Source organism: Mycobacterium sp., from assembly GCF_044342925.1.
Classification (GTDB): domain Bacteria; phylum Actinomycetota; class Actinomycetes; order Mycobacteriales; family Mycobacteriaceae; genus Mycobacterium.
On the sequence record NZ_JBIIOV010000009.1, the window covers coordinates 17,555 to 33,833 of the forward strand.

Here is a 16,279-nt window from a genome sequence, read left to right on the forward strand (position 1 = left end):
GGTCGGGGGCTCGCCGCAGCGAAGGGACGCACGTTGTCGGGTGCCGAGGCGACCGCCGCGCCGTCAGTACGCCCGCGCCTGCTGGTGGCCACCATGAGTGTGGTGGCGTTGACCGTCGCGATCCTGCAGACCGGTGTGGTGCCGGTGCTGGGCGTGATGGCACGACAACTCGATGTCTCGGCAGTCGACGTCAGCTGGGCGGTGACGGCGAACCTGCTGGCCGCCGCGGCCAGCACACCGCTACTGGGCCGGCTGGCCGATCTGCACGTCAAGAAACACGTTCTGCTGATGGTGTTGGCGCTGGTGCTTGCGGGCTCGCTGCTTGGGGCCACCACCACATCACTGCCGCTGCTCATCGTCGCGCGGGTACTGCAGGGCGCGTCGTTCGCGCTCTATCCGATCGGGCTGTCGATCCTGCGCGAAGAGCTGCCGGCCGACCGCCTGATGGGCGCCATGGCGGTGCTCTCCGGCGTGCTGGGGTTCGGCGGCGGCGTCGGATTGGTGATCACCGGCCTGCTGATGCGCGGCGACGCCAGCTATCACCGGGTGTTCTGGTTCACCACGGCGTTCTTGGTTCTGGTGATACTCGCCGCGATGACCGTCGTTCCGAGCCGGCCGCGCTCACCCACCGGCACGGTGGACTGGGCCGGCGCGGCCGGGCTGGGTATCGGGCTGTCTCTGCTGCTGCTCGTCATCACCAAGGGCACCAGCTGGGGTTGGACGTCGGCCCGCGCGTTGGCCGCCGCGCTCGGCGGCGCCACCGCCCTGGGCCTGTGGTGGTGGTGGGAACGCCGATGCGCCCAACCGCTGGTCTCCACCGTCATGCTCGCGAGGCGGCCGATCCTGCTGACCAACGTGGCCACCGTGGCCGTCGGAATGGGTTTGTACTTCGCCTTTCTGGGGCTGACCGGTCTGGCCCAGGCGCCGGTCGCCAGTGGATACGGATTCGGCGCAACGGTGCTCAAGGCCAGTGTGGTTTACCTATTGCCCGGGGCGGTCGCCGGATTTCTCACCGCCTTGGTCAGTGGCCGGCTGATCGATCGCTACGGCGCCCGCCCGGTGCTGATCGTCGGAACCGCGGTGGGCGTTGCGGGTTTCACGATGCTGGCTGTCGCGCACAGCACGGCGTGGCAGTTGATCACCGCCAGCCTGCTGGTCAACGCCTACATCAGCCTTGCCTACGGCGCACTGCCCGCACTGGTGGTCCGCGAGGTCGACATGGGCGAGACCGGTGTGGCGACCAGTATCAACGCCATCGCCCGGACGGTCGGCGCATCGATGGCCGCGGCGATCGTCGCGGTGCTGTTGGGCCGCGACATCAACGGCCACCCGCCGGAGAGCAGCTACACCGCCACGTTCGCGCTCGGTGCGGTGACCGCGTGCATCGCCATGCTGTTGATCGCCGCCAGCCGGCCGCGGCTGCGCGATGTCGCGCCCACCGAGATCCCCGATTACCGTGCGATGAACCACGAATGGGGTTGATCACGCCTGCGTGACGGTGTCCTCCGGTTCGGCATCGGCCAGCGCCCGCAGCACCGAAGCGCGGCGCTCGTCGATGGAGCGGCCGAACTCCTGCAGCAATACCGGGCTGCGCTGCACCACCCGTTCGATGGCATCACGGTGCACTCTGACGACCGTCACCTCGTCGAAGGCGAACGCCGAACCGGCCACTGGATGCCGGATCAGGGTGCTCTGACCGAGGAACGACCCCTCCTCCAAGGTGGCGACCTCGGTTCGGCTGCCGTCCTCGGCGTCGGCCGTCAGCATCACCGAACCCGCGACGATGAACGACATCGCCTCAGGAACAGTGCCGTGGGCCTGGATGAGTTCACCGGCCCCGTACCGCTCGATCGCCGAGTGCGCCACCATCTGCTGCTGCTGTTCGGCGCTGAGTCGCAGAGTCGGCGCCACCACAGTCCGGATCGCCTCGGCCACCTCTTCGGGGCTGCTGAATCCGTCATCGGCCTCGTCGAGATGCAGGCCCTCGCGTCGAGCGGCGTACCAGATCCAGCGCAGGAACGTGTTTTTCGCCGACGCATCGTCGTTGGGTGAGTGAAGCGGGATGTCGGTGCTGTACTTCATGGTTCCGACATGGGCCGAACTCGGGCTGCTGTCCTGACGCACCTGCGGCAGTTGTGAAGCGACCCGATTCAGCATGGCGCACACCTGATCCGGCCGGTCCTCGACGGCGAATACCGTCGGTACGGTCAGCGTGCGGTGACCGGCGGGCCGGCTGAGGTTGAGGAACGATTCACCGGCCAGCACCGAGTTCGGGGTGATCCGCAGCCCGGCGCCAGTCTGAACGTGAACCGCGCGCCAGTTCACCTCCACCACACGGCCTTTCTGCGTCGATGTCTCAATCCAGTCGCCCAGCCGGAAGGGCTGTTCGAACAACATCAGCAAGCCGGAGATGATCTGGCCGACCGAGTTCTGCAGCGTCAAGCCGATGACGATCGAACCGATTCCCAACGCGGTGAACAAGCCGCCGACGTTGGCGCCCCAGATGTAGGCGAAGATCAGGCCACCGCCGACCGCGATGAGCCCGAAGCGGATGACGTCGAGGAAGATCGCCGGCACCCGGCGGCGCCAGCTGGTGTCGGGAGCGGCGGCGAACAGCGAATTCCTGATCCCCGACAGCAGCAGGACGAGAATCGCGATCGCCACCAAGGTGCCGACGATGCGTACGGGCGTGGACTTGGGCGGCATCTGGGTGGCCCCGAGCATCACCGCCAGTAACGCGCCCAACGGCAGCAGGAAATTGCGCAGCAGGGTGACGGGTCCGAGCAGGGTGCTATTCCGGCGGCGCAGGGTGTGCTGCCACTCGGTCAGCACGATCAGCGCCAGCGGCAGGCCGATGGCGACGCCGACCGCCCAGTAGAACCACGGGTCCGACATCACCGAGAACATCACGGGGACTCCGTGAGCCGCCAGACGGATTCCCGCGACCCGTCGGCGGTGACGGTCCCCGCGACCGAGAACGGCATGGTCGTGCCGATGGTGTCGTAGACCCGGGTGGTGACGTAGATACCGGGGTCAGGCATACCGTTTTTGATCCGATGCGCGAGGTTGACCGCGGTGCCCCACATGTCGAACACCGGAAACGGTTCCGCGACCAGGCCGCTGCTGACAGTGCCGGCATCGATGCCGGCGCGCAGACTCAAGTTCAGCGACGCCTCGCTGTTGAACCGCTCGATGATGCGCTGACACTCGGCGGCGAAGTCCAGAGTTCGCCGGACGTGGTCCAGTCGCGGGATGGTGAGTCCACAGCTGCCGAGGAATCCGTTACGCACCGACCGGACCCGCTCGATGCCGAATTCAGCTGCCGCAGCTTCGAATTGCCGCATGAGCTCATTGGAGATCGCGAGTGACTCCGCGGAATCCAGTTGGGCCTGCAGACGGTCCAGCCCGGCGATGTCGGCGTAGATCACCGTGACGTCGGGATGTTCGCGGGCGGTGATCTCCTCGCCGTGGCTGTATTTCTCGGCGACCGGTGCCGGCATCAGGGAGTTCATCAGACGGCGGATCTGACCACGCTGCTCGCTGAGCAGACCTTCCTTGACCGCCAGACTGCGGCTCATGTCGTTGAACATCCCCGTCAGATCGCCGATCTCGTCGCGCGTTTGCACCGGTATCTCGACGTTGTAGTCGCCGGCGCTGATCCGCTGGACGCCGGCTTCCAGTCGCCGGATCGGCCGCAGGAACACCTGGGCCAGGATCAACGCCAGCAGGCAGACGCCGAAGATGATGCCGGTGGTCGCGAGAACGACGATGCGGGTGAACGTCGCTTCCCGGGCGAAAGCCTCTGTGGTGTCGATCTTGGCGACGATCGACCAGCGCAGATCGGCCATCTTCCCGGCAGGGGCGTACGCCTGGATGGTCTCCTTGCCGAGATAATCCTTGGCGAACAGGGTGCCCGTGTGACCCTTCTCAGCCTCCCGGTGAGCCTCCGGAGACACGGGCTGGATCAGCGTCGTACCGCCCTGGCGGATCGCGATATCGGGGATGTCGGGCGGGGTGCCTGCGTCGATCACCATCTGCCGGTACCGATTCGGGTCCTCCAGGAACATCCGGGAGTCCGACCGCATCAGGTAGTCCTCACCGGCCATGATCGTCTCCCCGGTCGCACCCAAGCCGGCCTCGGACCACTTCTTGTCGAAGGTCATGATGCGGTTGATCTTGGTGATCGGGAATTGCATGGCCAGAACGCCCGCGGGCTTACCGTTGGGCGGGACGGGGGCCACCATCCACGCCGTCGGCGCCATATCCGCCGGCTGATAGAACTCGAAGTCGGTGAAGATCACCCGGTCTGCTTTGTTGCTCGACATCGCCTGCTGGAACGCCTCACGCAGCTTGGAGCCGTTGTAGGGCCCGGTGAGGATGTTGGTGCCCAGGTCCTGGTTCTTATAGGCGCTGTAGACCACGTTCCCACGGTCATCGATCAGCAGCGCATCCTCGAATGCGAAGCGGGTCACGATCTCACGGAAGAAGTTGTGGTACTTGATGTTGGCGGCCGACCAGGCGCTGCCGTCGCGCTGGTCGTCCGCAGCCAGCGCGAGCTCCGCGGTGGGCAGTTTGGCGGTGTAGGTGGCCTGTAGGTACCGCTCGGCGTTGGAGGTCGGCAGCAGTGCCGCGACGTCCAGGCGGGTTCCGCTGTACTCCTCGGTCTGCTTGGCGAAAGCGCTATAGGACTCTCGGATCGCCCTGTCCATCTCCGGAGTGATCGGGGCGCTGGCCAACTGGTCGAACGCTGCGGTGAAGTCGCGCAGCGCGTCGCGAGTGGTGCTGCCGTTGGTGTAGGTGACCAGCGCGCTGCGCAGGTCGTTGACATCGGAGGTCAAGGCGCGGCGTTGCGACTCGAGAATCTCGGTGAGCCGGTTGACCGCCGCGGCGCGCAGCGAGTTCCGTCCGCTCTGGTAGGCGATCCCACCCACGATCGCCGCGGCCAGGACGGTGCACACCACCAGCATCAAGATCAGCTTGGACTGGATGCTGATCCGGTTGAGCACATTGCGGCGCCGCACCCGCGCGCGCGCCGCCGGCACGTGCTGATCCGGAGCGTCGGGCCCCGATTGTTGCGCCATGGCCATCCCTTCCCCGCCGGACGGCGGGAATCGACCCCGGTGAACGATACAGCAGATGTGACAGCTGGGACAGCTGTGAATCGCTGCCACCAGCGGTTTCACGGCGCGCTCCCGGCGGCGACGGGACGAGGTAAACCGGCGAAAGCCCGCAGGCGGGACCGTGACCGCAGCGATAATCGACCTGTGATGGCTCGGTTCGCGACGGCCCTGGGGGTGGCCGTGACCCTGGCTGCCGGGTCAGCGCCGACGGCCGCCGCCGACGACGACTGGGCGCTCAACGGCACCTACACCGCGACGTCCAATGGCGAGTGGTCCCGGACCAACGACGTCTTCCACACGTTGCCCAGCGTGCGGGCCATCTGGACGGTCGCGTCGCAATGCAGCTACCCCACCGAGTGCACCGGCACGGTCAGCAGCAATCAGGGCTGGACCGCGCCGATCTACCAGACCGGCGGCGAATGGTACGTCAAACACATTGTGCCGCGGTGGATTCCCTGCCAGGACGGCTCCACCGCCGATGGTCTGCAGGTGTTCCGATTCAAGGCCATGACCGCCGACGGATCCAACACCGACCCGACGTCGAACACCCTGGTCGGCGAGGACTCCACCACCGGCCCCAGCGGGGCGTGCGGACGCAGCCTGGCAGTGTTCATCACCATGCCGTTCAAACTGGTCAAGGTGGGCTGAGTCAGCCGATCGGCAGCAGGTCCGTCCACGTTGGGGTGCCGTCCCCGGCGACGACGTCGGTCTGCCGCGCCACCGTGCCGTCCGGGGTGGCGAACTGGCCGGTCTTGGGGTCGTAGGTCGCGATCGCCACGGACGGCCCGTCGGTCTGCGGGGCGAACGCGCTCGGTGCGACCTGCGGGCCCGGCGCTGGCGCCGGGGCGGCAGCCGGCGCCTCGGCAGGGCCGGGGGGCGCCGGTGCGGGACCGGGCGGCATCGGGGTGCCCTCCAACGGGCCGGTGATCTGGTCCGGGAGCGTGACCCGGCTGTCGGGCGGGATGCCCTGCGCCAGCAGATTGGGGTCGAACGGGTAGGGGCCCAGCGCATGCTGACGCATCGCCAACGGATCGTAGGACTGATCGCTCTCACAGATCTCGACGGTGGGTGCGCGCTTGCCGGGCTGGCCCATGCAGGGGTAGTTGCGCGCGCCACGGACCGCGATCGGTGAGTCCTGCGGCAGCTTGCAGTACAGCCCGTCGGGAGTGTCGACGTCGGACAGGTCGGAGGGAGAGCGCCACGACGACGGCGGCAGGAAGCCCACCGTGCAGGCCGGCGGATCGCCGACGGTCAGGGTGAAATCACCTTGGGTGAAGCCGGTCGGGTTGTTCCGCGGCAGGCCGACCGCCTGCACCGAGCCGACGTACGGCGGCAGCAGCACCAGCAGTTGCTCGGCCGAGGCGTGATAGGTCACGGCGATCTGCGCGATGGTGGTCAGGTTGGCTAGCAGCACCGGCAGCGTCGGCTTGACCTGATTGAGCAGTAGCGACACCTCCTGGAGTGCCCCGGGCCCGTCGCGCAGCACCGCGCGCAGTTGCGGGTCGTTGGCGTTCAACTGGGCGGTCACCCCGGCCAGACTGCGCGCCCAGGTCCGCAGTGATTCCGACGCGGCCGCCTGGGCGTCGAGCAGCGGTCGGGCGTCGTCGACCAGCACCCGGGCCCGGTCGCCGACCTTGTCGAAATCTGCGGCCACGGTCGACACCGACTCCAGCAGTGCCGCGAACTCGTCGCCGGAACCGTTGAGGCCCTTGAACGCTTCGTCGAGCAGCTTGGCCAGCTTCTCCTTGGGGATGCTGCTGATCAGTGCGCTGACCTGGTCGAGCATCGGACCGACCTGCTGCGGCACGGTAGTGCTGGTCACCGGAATCACCGATCCGTCCTGCAGATACGGCCCCTCGTCCGTGCGCGGCAGCAGGTCCACATATTGCTCTCCCACCGCTGAGACGCTGAGCACGCTGGCTTGCAGGTCAGCCGGGATCTTCGGCGAGGAGGCCAGCGAGAGGGTGGCCTCGGCGCCGGCGCGGGTGGCCCGGACATCGGTGACTCGTCCGATCTGCACTCCCCGGTAGGTGACGTTGGAGAACTGGTAGAGCCCACCGGTTCTCGGCAACTCCAGCTTCACCGAGATGCGCCCGATACCGAGCAGCACCGGCAGCTGCATGTAGACCAGGACCATCGCGGTGACGCCGATGAGCGCGAAGATGGTGAACAACGCCAGTTGGATGCGGATGAATCGGGTGAGCACTAGTTGCCGCCTCTATCCAACGGGGCCAGCGTCGCGCCCGGCGCGGGCGGGGCGGACGGTGCCGGCGCGGGCGGTGGCGGCGGCGCCAGTGGACCGGGCATCTCGTCGTCGGCCGTATCGTCGGCCGTATCGTCGGCCATATCATCGGCCATAATGTCGGCGACCGCCGACGGTGGCGGATTGAACGGTGCGTTGAGCGGGTCGTAGGTGTAGGTGGCGTACCACGGATCACCGGGCGCGGGAACGAGTTTCGCTCCCTCCTGGCCCCACCGGGTACCCAGGAAAAGGGACTTCTTCAACCGCGGCACGGTGAAGTCGAAGATGATGTACTGGTTGAGGTAGTCGCCCCGGATGGCCCGGTCGATGGTGGCTTGCCCGTAGGGCAGCACGGTGAAGTAGGCCAGCGCCTTGTCAAGATCCGGTCCGACGTCGGCGAGCGAACGCAAGGTGGGCTCGAGGTTCGCCAGATTGCGCACTAGGTCGGCCTGGGTGTCGTTGACCACGTCGGTGGCCACCGTGCTGAAGGCGCCGAGCTTATCCAGAGCCTCTGTGAGCCTGGGCCTTTCGGCGACCAGCACATCCAAGGCGGGCGGAATGCGATCGAGCGCTCGGGTCAGCACGTCGCGCTGTCCGGCGAACGTGCCGGCCACCCGATTCAGTGACACCACCGTCGCATTGATGCTGTCGCGCTGATCGGCCAGCACACCCACCAGGTCGTTGACTCGCACCAACAGGTCCCGAATCTGGGGTTCGCGGCCGTTGACCGCGCGGTTGACCTCAGTGACGATGTCGCCGATGCGGCCCACTCCCCCGCCGTTGATCACCACCGATAACGCCGACAGGGTCTGTTCGGTGGAGGGGTAGGTGGAGGACTTGTTCAGCCCCAGGGTGGCCCCGTCTGCCAGCCGGCCGGTGGGTGACTGACCCAGCGGCGGGTTGAGCGCGAGGTGCATCGACCCGAGCAGGCTGGTCTGGCCGACGGTCGCCACCGCGTTGGCCGGGATCACGACGTCCGGTTTGACCGAGATCTCGACATCGGCATGCCAGTCTTTGACGGTCATGCTGTTGACGCTGCCGACCACCACGTCACCGATGAGGACCGGCGAATTCGGTTCCAGAGTGGCAACATTGGCCAACTCGACGTGGTATTTGACCGCGTCGGGACCGCGGCCGACCGCACCGGGCAAGGGCAGCGAGTTCAGGCCGCCGAATCCGCACCCGCTGAGACCCGCGGCCAGGCTGACCATGGCAATGACCATTGCAACGACCATCCGCACACCGGAGGCTCTCATGGGGTGGCCCCCACTCCCTGCGGCAGCGGCACCGGCGGAGGCGGTGGCACCGGCGCACCCGGCGGCAGCACCGGGGCGGGTACCTCGGCGGGCATCAGCATGCCGTTCAGGGTGGACGGAGCGGCCGGCGCCGGACCGCGCGGCACGCCGGGTGGAATGGGAGCGCCGGGGAACAGGGCGGGCTGCGGATCGGCGGGCAGGCCGTCGGGGGCGTACACCCCGCGGGGACCGGGCGGACCGGGGGCCGGGCCCCACCCCGGTGGCGGCGGCACATCCCCGTTGAGACCGGTGTACGCCGAAATCTCCGGCGGCAGTTCCACCGTCGGCTCGGTACCGTCCCCGCCGGGTGCCAATTTCGGCTCGGAGTAGATGAGGTTCCACGGACTCGGCGACTTGCCCAGGTACGCGTTGAACGGCAGCGGCAGGTAGTTGAAATTGAGCAGCCGCAACGCGGGACCGAGATACTGCGAACAGATTTTGCCGGTCTCGCTGGCGGTGGCGTTCTCGACCGCGCCGATCGCCGCGCAGACCACCTGCAGCGGGTTGGAGAAGTTGGCCAGCGCGAAAGCGCCCAGCGCACTTTGGATGTCGGGGTTGTAAATGTTGTAGGTGTTACCGATCGCATTCGGGGCGACGTGCAGCAGGTTTTTCAGCGCCATCTGGTTATCGGCCAGGTTGCGCACGACGTCGGACAGCCGCTCGACCTGTTCGGAGGCCTGGTTGCGGGAACCGGCGACGAACCGCTGAACATCGACCACCGCACTGGAGAGGTTCGTCAGCGCCGCGTCGAGGTCCGAACGACTGCCGTCGAGAACGCTGGAGACACTGGCCAGCCGGTCCTGGAATTGCACGATCTGGGAGTTGCTGTCACGCAGCACGGTGACGAAGGTCTGCAGGTTGGCGACGATGTCGGTGATGTCGCCGCTGCCGTCGGCCAGGATCCGGCTCAACCCGGACAGCTGACGGATGGTCTCCCGCAGCTTGTCGCCGTTGCCGTCGAGCGCATCGGCGGCGCTCTCGATGAACCGGCCGACCGACGACGACGTCTCCGCCGCTGTGGGGCCCAGATCGGCGGACAACCGGGCCAGCTGCGTCTTGAGTTCGTCCCACTCGACGGGCACCGCGGTGCGGTCCGTGTCGAGCACCGCACCGCTCTGCATCGTCGGGCGTGTGGTGTCCCCGTCTGCCCCGTAGGCCGGTGCCAGCTGAACGTAGCGCGCGCCCACCAGATTCGGGGCGACGATCACCGCCCGGGCATCGGCCGGAATCGGAATGCCGTCGTCCACCGCCAGCGTCATCCGCGCCCTGGTACCCAGCGGTTCGATGTCCGTGATGGTGCCGACCTTGACTCCCGCCACGCGCACCTGGTCGCCGGGGTAGATCGCGGTGGCGCTGGTGAAATAGGCGGTGACGGTCAGCGGCTTGCCGGCGGTGCCGCGCACGAACAGCGCGACGCCGGCCACGAGCAGCAGCGCCAGCCCGGCGGCGATCACGCCGCGGACCCGGGTGCGGGGAGTCACGGCGGCCCCCGGAGTTCATTGCTCTCTGGAATCCCGTTGCGGGGGAACGGGAATTCGGCTCGCGGTCCCGCGTTGTCGGGTGGCTGTCCGGCGTTCACCCCGCGCCGGAAACCCAGGGCGTAGTCGAAGAACGGTTGCAGCGTCTGGGCGGGGAGCAGGTTGGCGACGAAGGCGTTGTAGTAGAACCCGCCGTTGACCGCCTCGGCCTGGGTCAGCTGGAACTTGGCCAGGCCCGCCATCGCCTTGCCGACGTTATCGTTGTTGCGCTGCAGCATCGCGGTGACCGAGTTCAGCTTCTCCAGCGCCGGCGCCAGTTCCTGCTCGTTGTCGGCCACCAGACCGCTCAGTTGCTGGGACAGTCCGGAGATGTTGGCCAGCAGGTTCACGATCGCGTACCGGCGCTGCTCCAGCACTCCCAGCAGTTCGTTGGCGTTGAGGATCAGGGTGTTGAGCTGCTGACTGCGCTGCGACAAAATGCCCGTCACATCGGCTGCCGACTTCAGCAGATCCGACAGTGATCCGTTTCTTTCGTTGAGCGCCTTGGAGATCCGGCTCAGGCCGTCGAAGGTCGGGCCCAGTTGCGGCGCTGCCCGGTCGATGACGGTCGAGAGAGTGTCCAGCGATTGGTTGATCGCCGCGGTGTCGGTGTCCCTGGTGTTGCCGGCGAGCTCCCCGAGCGCGTCGGTCAGTGAGTAGGGCGAGCCGGTGCGCGACACCGGGATCACATCGGTAGACCGCAACGTCCCTGGGCCGCGGGATTCCAGGGTGAGCATGCGCTGACCAAGAAGAGTGCCGGTGCGGATGTAGGCGGTGGTGGCCGAGCCGAGCGGAACCTTCCCGTCGATGGAGAAGGTCACCAGCGCTGTCCCTTGCTGCAACTCCACTTTCGACACCGTGCCGACGGTGACACCGGAGATCTTCACCTCGTTGGCGGGAGCTAGGCCGCCGGCCTCGGTGAACAATGCCTGATGGCGGATGGTGGTGGCCCAGTTCCAGAGCGTCTGCGGCTGCAGTCCCACGGTGATGACCAGCAGGACCAGGACCACACCGATGAAGCCGGTCCGGATCAGGTGGGCGCCTCGATACTTGAGCATTAGGGCTCAGCGCACCTTCCGGTGTGCTGCATGATCCACGGGAAGTAGGCGGTTCGCCCCTGCAGGTCGGTGACCCGGACCGACATGCCGCACAGGTACTGGTTGATCCAGCTTCCGTAGGAGCCCAGCCGCACCAGTTTGCGATAGTTCTTGGGCGCCTTCTGCAATGCGATATCGAGAGTCGCCTTGTCGTCGTCGAGCAACGGCGCCAGGCGCGCCAGTTGGTCGACGGAGCCGGCCAGCGGCGGCCTGGCGGCGGTCAGCAGATCGGTCAGCGAGGCGGTGCCGCGCTCCAACGCGGTGATCGCGTTGCCGATCGGGTCGCGGTCGCCGGCCAGACCGGTGATCAGCGCCTCCAGCCGATCCACCGCCGCGGAGAACTTGCCGCCGTCGGCGTTGATCGTGGCCAGCACGGTGTTGAGGTTGTCGATCAGTTGCTGCACGGTCTGGCTGTTGTCTGCCAGCGTGTTCGAGAACGCCGAAGCCCGGCCCAGGATCGACTCGACGTTGCCCTCCTGTCCTTGCAGGATCTGGATCAGCGAGGCTGTCAGGGCGTTGACCGCCTGCGGGTTGAGCCCTTGCAGAACGGGTTTGAGCCCGCCCAGCAGCAGATCGAGGTCCAGCGCCCCCTCGGTGCGCTCGGCGGGGATCACCGAACCGGGCGGCTGGATACGGACCGAACCGGGGCTGTCGAGCAGTTCCATGAACCGGTCGCCGGTCAGGTTCAGATAGCGCACCGCTGCCCTGGTTCCCGAGGTCAGCGCGATGCCGGTATCGGTGCCGAAGCCGACCAGGACGGTGCTGTCGGGCTGCAGCGTGACGTTCGTGACCGAACCGACCTGTACCCCGGCGATACGAACCGAGTCCCCGGACTTCAGGCTCGATACGTCGTCGAAGACGGCGCTGTAGGTGTTCTGACTGCCGCCCCGGTACTGGCCGAAGACGGCGAACAGGCCGACGGTGATCATCAGCATCGTCACGATGAACACGACGACCTTGAGGCCGGTGGTGCGCAGGTTGATCATCCCGGCATCCCGATCTGCCCGGTGTTGCGCGGCGGGCCGTCCAGCGGCCCGAACAGCGCCTGCTTGAGGCCGTCGGAATTCAGCAGGATGCCCTGGTTGCCGTACTGCGCCTGGTTGGCGCCGATATCGGTGACCACGTACGGCGGACGTTGCTCGTAGCCGACGTTGGGCAGGTCGGTGCATTGCGGGCCGCCCTTGGCGGCCACCTTGGGCAGGTTGGTCGGATAGCGGTACCGCTCCCGTCCCAGGAAGAACCCTTGCAGCAGAACGGCTCCCGGCACCGGCAGCCCCGGACCATTGGCCAGCGGCAGCATGGCGCCCAGGCCACAGGTGAGTGCCGGGCCGTACTGATTGGTCAGGTCGGTGGTCGGCACCAGCAGAGCCAGCACGTCGGCCAGCGGCTGACGATTCTCGGTGAGCACCTGGTTTCCGATGTCGGCGACACCGATCGCGCTGAGCAGCAGCGCATCCAGGCTGTCCTTCTCGTCGATCACGGTGTCGCTGATCCGGGTGGTGTTGTCGAGGACGGCAAGCAGGTCCGGCGAGGCGTCGGCGATGCTGTCGAAGACCGGCGGGGCGATCTGCAGCACGTGATTGAGGTTGTCCAGCGCCGGATTCAGCTTCGCCAGTGCGCTGTCGAGGTCGACGAGGGTCTGACCGAACGTGTCGCCCCGGCCGTTGAGCGCCGTCGAGATCGCCCCGAGCGTCTGATTCAGCTTGGCCGGTTCCACCTCGGACAGCACCGAAACCAGCTTGCCGAACACGGTGTTGAGTTCAACCTGCACCTTGTCGCCGCCCTGGATGACGGTCCCGGCGGCCAGCGACTCCGGCGACGGCGCCGCCGGCGGGACCAGTTCGACGAACTTCGATCCGAACACCGTTGAGGATGTGATGGACGCGCCCACGTTGGACGGGATGAGTTCGATGGAATCCGGGTCGATCGCCAGGTGCAGCGCCGCCCCGCCGTCGGGCAGCGCCTCGATGGAATCCACCTTGCCCACCGGGGCGCCGTGCAGCTTGACCTTGGCGTTCGGGTACATCACCAGCCCGGCGCGGTCGGCGACGACCGTCACCGGCACTCCCCGGTTGAAGACATCCAGGAACAACCCCAGCGCCACCGCCACGACCAGCAGCATCACCAGCACCGTCATGACGCCGGCCAACGGCCGGCTGTAGCGGGGGCTGATTCTGAGTTTCACGGTGTCGTCATCCGGACAGGTTGAAGTTGCCGTTGGAACCGTAAATCGCCAGCGACACAAGCAGAGTCACCGACACCACCACGATCAGCGACGTGCGCACCGCGTTGCCCACCGCCACACCGACCCCGGAGGGACCGCCGGAGGCGAAGTAGCCGAAATAGGTGTGGATCAGCAGAATGGCGATCGCCATCGCCACCGCCTGCAGGAACGACCACAGCAGGTCCAGTGGGTTGAGGAACGTGTCGAAGTAGTGGTTGTAGAGGCCGCCGGACTGACCGAACAGCGCGACCGTCACGAACTGGCTGGCCAGGAAAGACAGGATCACCGCGATCGAGTACAGCGGCGTGATGGCGACCAGGCCGGCTATCAGCCTGGTGGAGACGAGGTACTCGACGGAGTTGATCCCCATCGTCTCCAGCGCGTCGACCTCCTCGTTGATCCGCATGGCGCCCAACTGGGCCGTCACCCCGGCGCCGAAGGTCGCCGCCAGACCGATGCCCGCCACCACCGGCGCGGAGATCCGCACGTTGATGAACGCCGCCAGGAATCCGGTGAGGGCTTCGATGCCGATGTTCCCCAGCGACGCGTAGCCCTGAACGGCCAGGGTTCCCCCGGCAGCCATGGTCAGGAACCCGACGATGGCCACCGTGCCGCCGATCATCGCCAACGTGCCTGCACCCATACTGATTTCGGCGATGAGGCGCACCACTTCCTTGGGGTAGCGCACGGCGGCGCGCGGCATCGCCCGAAGCGCCCTCAGGTAGAACGTCGTGTGATCGCCGAGATTGCTGAAGAAGCCGACCGGCCGTCCGAGCGTCCGGGCCAACCTCGGATACACAGAACGGAACACCGCGGCGTTGCTCACCTCGAAATTGGGCACGTCATCCGCCTTCGGTCAGCCGGATGCCGATGGCGGTGACCACTACATTGATCACGAACAGCGCGATGAAGGCGTAGACGACGGTTTCGTTGACGGCGTTTCCCACCGCTTTGGCGCCGCCGCCGGAGATCATCAACCCGCGATAGCACGCGACCAGACCGGCGATCAGCCCGAACAAAGCGGCCTTCACGCAGGAGATGATCACTTCCGGCACACCGGTGAGCAGGGTGATTCCGGCGGCGAACGCACCGGGGTTGACGTCCTGGACGAACACCGAGAAGACGTAGCCGCCGAGAATGCCGATGACCACCACCAACGAATTGAGCAGCAGCGCCACCAGCCCCGACGCCAGCATCCGTGGGGTGACCAAGCGCTGCACCGGGTTGATCCCCAGCACCTCCATGGCGTCGATCTCTTCGCGGATGGTTCGCGAACCGAGGTCGGCGCACATGGCCGTGGCGCCTGCGCCGGCCACGATCAGCACCGTGACCAGCGGCCCCACCTGGGTGACCGCACCGAAGGCGGCGCCGGCACCGGACAGGTCGGCCGCGCCGAGTTCGCGCAGCAGAACATTGAGCGTGAAGCTCACCAGCACCGTGAACGGAATGGCGACCAGCAGTGTCGGTGCCAGCGACACCCGTGCGACGAACCAGGTCTGCTCCACAAACTCACGCAGCTGAAACGGCCGCCGGAAGAGGAAGCGGACGGCATCGGCCGACATCGCGAACAGGCCGCCGATCGCCTCCATGGGCCCCGAAACACCCTTGCCCAGCGCGATGCCGGGAGACCAGCGGTCTGCCTTGTTCGCCATCAACTCAGGCGCTCATTTCGGTCCCAACCCCGCGTCGACGGGTGTCGACGACTCCCTGAGCCGAATCTAGGGGATCGGCAAGGCGGTGGTGGGCCGATTGAGCGGAGTGTCACGGCCGCTTCGCCGGGCGGCCGCACCGTAGGGTGAGCTCAAATGTGCGGCAAACTCCCTTAGTCCGCTGGTGGACGCGGGTGTCGCCGGCGGACGACGGGCGGAAAGCCGATTTCCGGTCCACGGAAGAAGTTGACCCGCGCCGTCCATAGGAGCGTATCGGTCGAATTACGTTCGATTTTTTGCGGAATCGGTTGCCGCGTTGTGTTGCGGATGGTGCCAAAATCCGCGAAGGTTTACCCGGAGGTCTGCGTGGAGCGGACCTCGGCGAGACAAGCCCGACAGCGCAAGGAGGACGGTCCTGACCGAGACCGGCGCCGACCCCCGGACGATCGGGCCTAGCCGTAGCAACCGGAACAACGGCATGCCGGTCATCGAGATCGACCGGGTCAGCAAGACTTTCGCCGACTATGTCGCCGTCGCCGATGCCGACTTCTCCATCGGGGCAGGCGAATTCTTCTCCCTGCTCGGCCCCTCCGGCTGCGGGAAGACCACGACGCTGCGGATGATCGCCGGCTTCGAGACACCGACCTCCGGGGCTATCCGGCTGGAGGGCGTCGACGTCTCCCGGGTTCCCCCGCACAAGCGCAACGTCAACACCGTCTTCCAGCATTACGCGCTGTTCCCGCATATGACCGTCTGGGACAACGTCGCCTACGGGCCGCGCAGCCGAAAGAAGAGCAAGGGCGAGATCAAGAAGAGCGTCGACGAGATGCTCGACGTGGTGCGGTTGACCGACTTCGCGCTGCGCAAGCCCGCCCAACTCTCCGGCGGTCAGCAGCAGCGTGTCGCACTGGCCCGTGCGCTGGTCAACTACCCCAGCGCACTACTGCTCGATGAACCGCTCGGCGCACTGGATCTGAAGTTGCGCCACGCGATGCAGTTCGAGCTCAAGCGCATTCAGCGTGAACTCGGTATCACCTTCGTCTACGTCACCCACGACCAAGAGGAAGCGCTCACGATGAGCGACCGGATCGCGGTGATGAACGCCGGCAACGTCGAACAGATCGGCACCCCCACC

At 66.8% G+C, this 16,279-nt stretch carries 13 protein-coding genes; 3 read left to right on the forward strand and 10 right to left on the reverse strand.

Going from position 1 to position 16,279, the window contains the following annotated elements; translation table 11 throughout:
* Nucleotides 1-93: 93 nt before the first annotated feature.
* Nucleotides 94-1,482: an MFS transporter gene (locus ADBZ6I_RS02185; RefSeq protein ID WP_526380427.1), complete on the forward strand. Its 1,389-nt coding sequence runs from the start codon at nt 94-96 to the stop codon at nt 1,480-1,482.
* Here the strand turns inward: ADBZ6I_RS02185 and ADBZ6I_RS02190 are convergent, their stop codons facing one another.
* Nucleotides 1,483-2,895: a mechanosensitive ion channel family protein gene (locus ADBZ6I_RS02190; protein WP_526380407.1), complete on the reverse strand. Its 1,413-nt coding sequence runs from the start codon at nt 2,893-2,895 to the stop codon at nt 1,483-1,485. It abuts the gene before it with no gap.
* Between the two features lie 11 nt (nt 2,896-2,906).
* The gene (locus tag ADBZ6I_RS02195; protein WP_526380409.1) at nt 2,907-5,081 is read right to left on the reverse strand and encodes an adenylate/guanylate cyclase domain-containing protein; all 2,175 of its coding nucleotides are present in this window, start codon (nt 5,079-5,081) and stop codon (nt 2,907-2,909) included.
* Between the two features lie 186 nt (nt 5,082-5,267).
* On the opposite strand from ADBZ6I_RS02195, the gene ADBZ6I_RS02200 reads away from it, so the two are divergent.
* Complete coding sequence (locus tag ADBZ6I_RS02200) at nt 5,268-5,768, forward strand: Rv2253/PknI dimerization domain-containing protein (protein WP_526380429.1); 501 nt, start codon at nt 5,268-5,270, stop codon at nt 5,766-5,768.
* A 1-nt stretch (nt 5,769) separates the two neighbouring features.
* On the opposite strand, the gene ADBZ6I_RS02205 is transcribed toward ADBZ6I_RS02200, so the two are convergent.
* From ADBZ6I_RS02205 to ADBZ6I_RS02240, 8 genes are read right to left on the reverse strand one after another with little or no spacing between them, the layout of a single operon-like run.
* On the reverse strand, nt 5,770-7,326 hold the full coding sequence (locus ADBZ6I_RS02205; protein ID WP_526380411.1) for an MCE family protein: 1,557 nt from the start codon (nt 7,324-7,326) through the stop codon (nt 5,770-5,772).
* A complete protein-coding gene (locus tag ADBZ6I_RS02210) occupies nt 7,326-8,585 on the reverse strand; it encodes an MCE family protein (RefSeq protein ID WP_526380413.1) in 1,260 nt (419 codons plus the stop codon). Before ADBZ6I_RS02210 ends, ADBZ6I_RS02205 begins: the two co-directional genes overlap by 1 nt.
* Before the next feature lie 29 nt (nt 8,586-8,614).
* Nucleotides 8,615-10,138: an MCE family protein gene (locus ADBZ6I_RS02215; protein ID WP_526380415.1), complete on the reverse strand. Its 1,524-nt coding sequence runs from the start codon at nt 10,136-10,138 to the stop codon at nt 8,615-8,617.
* Nucleotides 10,135-11,232 (reverse strand): MCE family protein, encoded by a 1,098-nt coding sequence (locus ADBZ6I_RS02220; RefSeq protein WP_526380417.1) that lies wholly within the window; start codon nt 11,230-11,232, stop codon nt 10,135-10,137. Before ADBZ6I_RS02220 ends, ADBZ6I_RS02215 begins: the two co-directional genes overlap by 4 nt.
* A complete protein-coding gene (locus tag ADBZ6I_RS02225) occupies nt 11,232-12,257 on the reverse strand; it encodes an MCE family protein (RefSeq protein ID WP_526380419.1) in 1,026 nt (341 codons plus the stop codon). The genes ADBZ6I_RS02220 and ADBZ6I_RS02225 overlap by 1 nt, the downstream gene beginning before the upstream one ends.
* Entirely contained in the window at nt 12,254-13,408 is a 1,155-nt protein-coding gene (locus tag ADBZ6I_RS02230) for an MCE family protein (protein ID WP_526380431.1), read from the reverse strand. The genes ADBZ6I_RS02225 and ADBZ6I_RS02230 overlap by 4 nt, the downstream gene beginning before the upstream one ends.
* Before the next feature lie 55 nt (nt 13,409-13,463).
* Nucleotides 13,464-14,306, reverse strand: coding sequence for an MlaE family ABC transporter permease (locus ADBZ6I_RS02235; protein ID WP_526380433.1), 843 nt, complete (start codon nt 14,304-14,306; stop codon nt 13,464-13,466).
* 31 nt (nt 14,307-14,337) lie between these two features.
* On the reverse strand, nt 14,338-15,147 hold the full coding sequence (locus ADBZ6I_RS02240) for an MlaE family ABC transporter permease (RefSeq protein ID WP_526380421.1): 810 nt from the start codon (nt 15,145-15,147) through the stop codon (nt 14,338-14,340).
* A gap of 475 nt (nt 15,148-15,622) precedes the next feature.
* Between ADBZ6I_RS02240 and ADBZ6I_RS02245 the strand changes: the two genes are divergently transcribed.
* Nucleotides 15,623-16,279, forward strand: a 657-nt coding sequence (locus ADBZ6I_RS02245; RefSeq protein ID WP_526380423.1) for an ABC transporter ATP-binding protein, incomplete at its 3' end; no start/stop codon positions are given.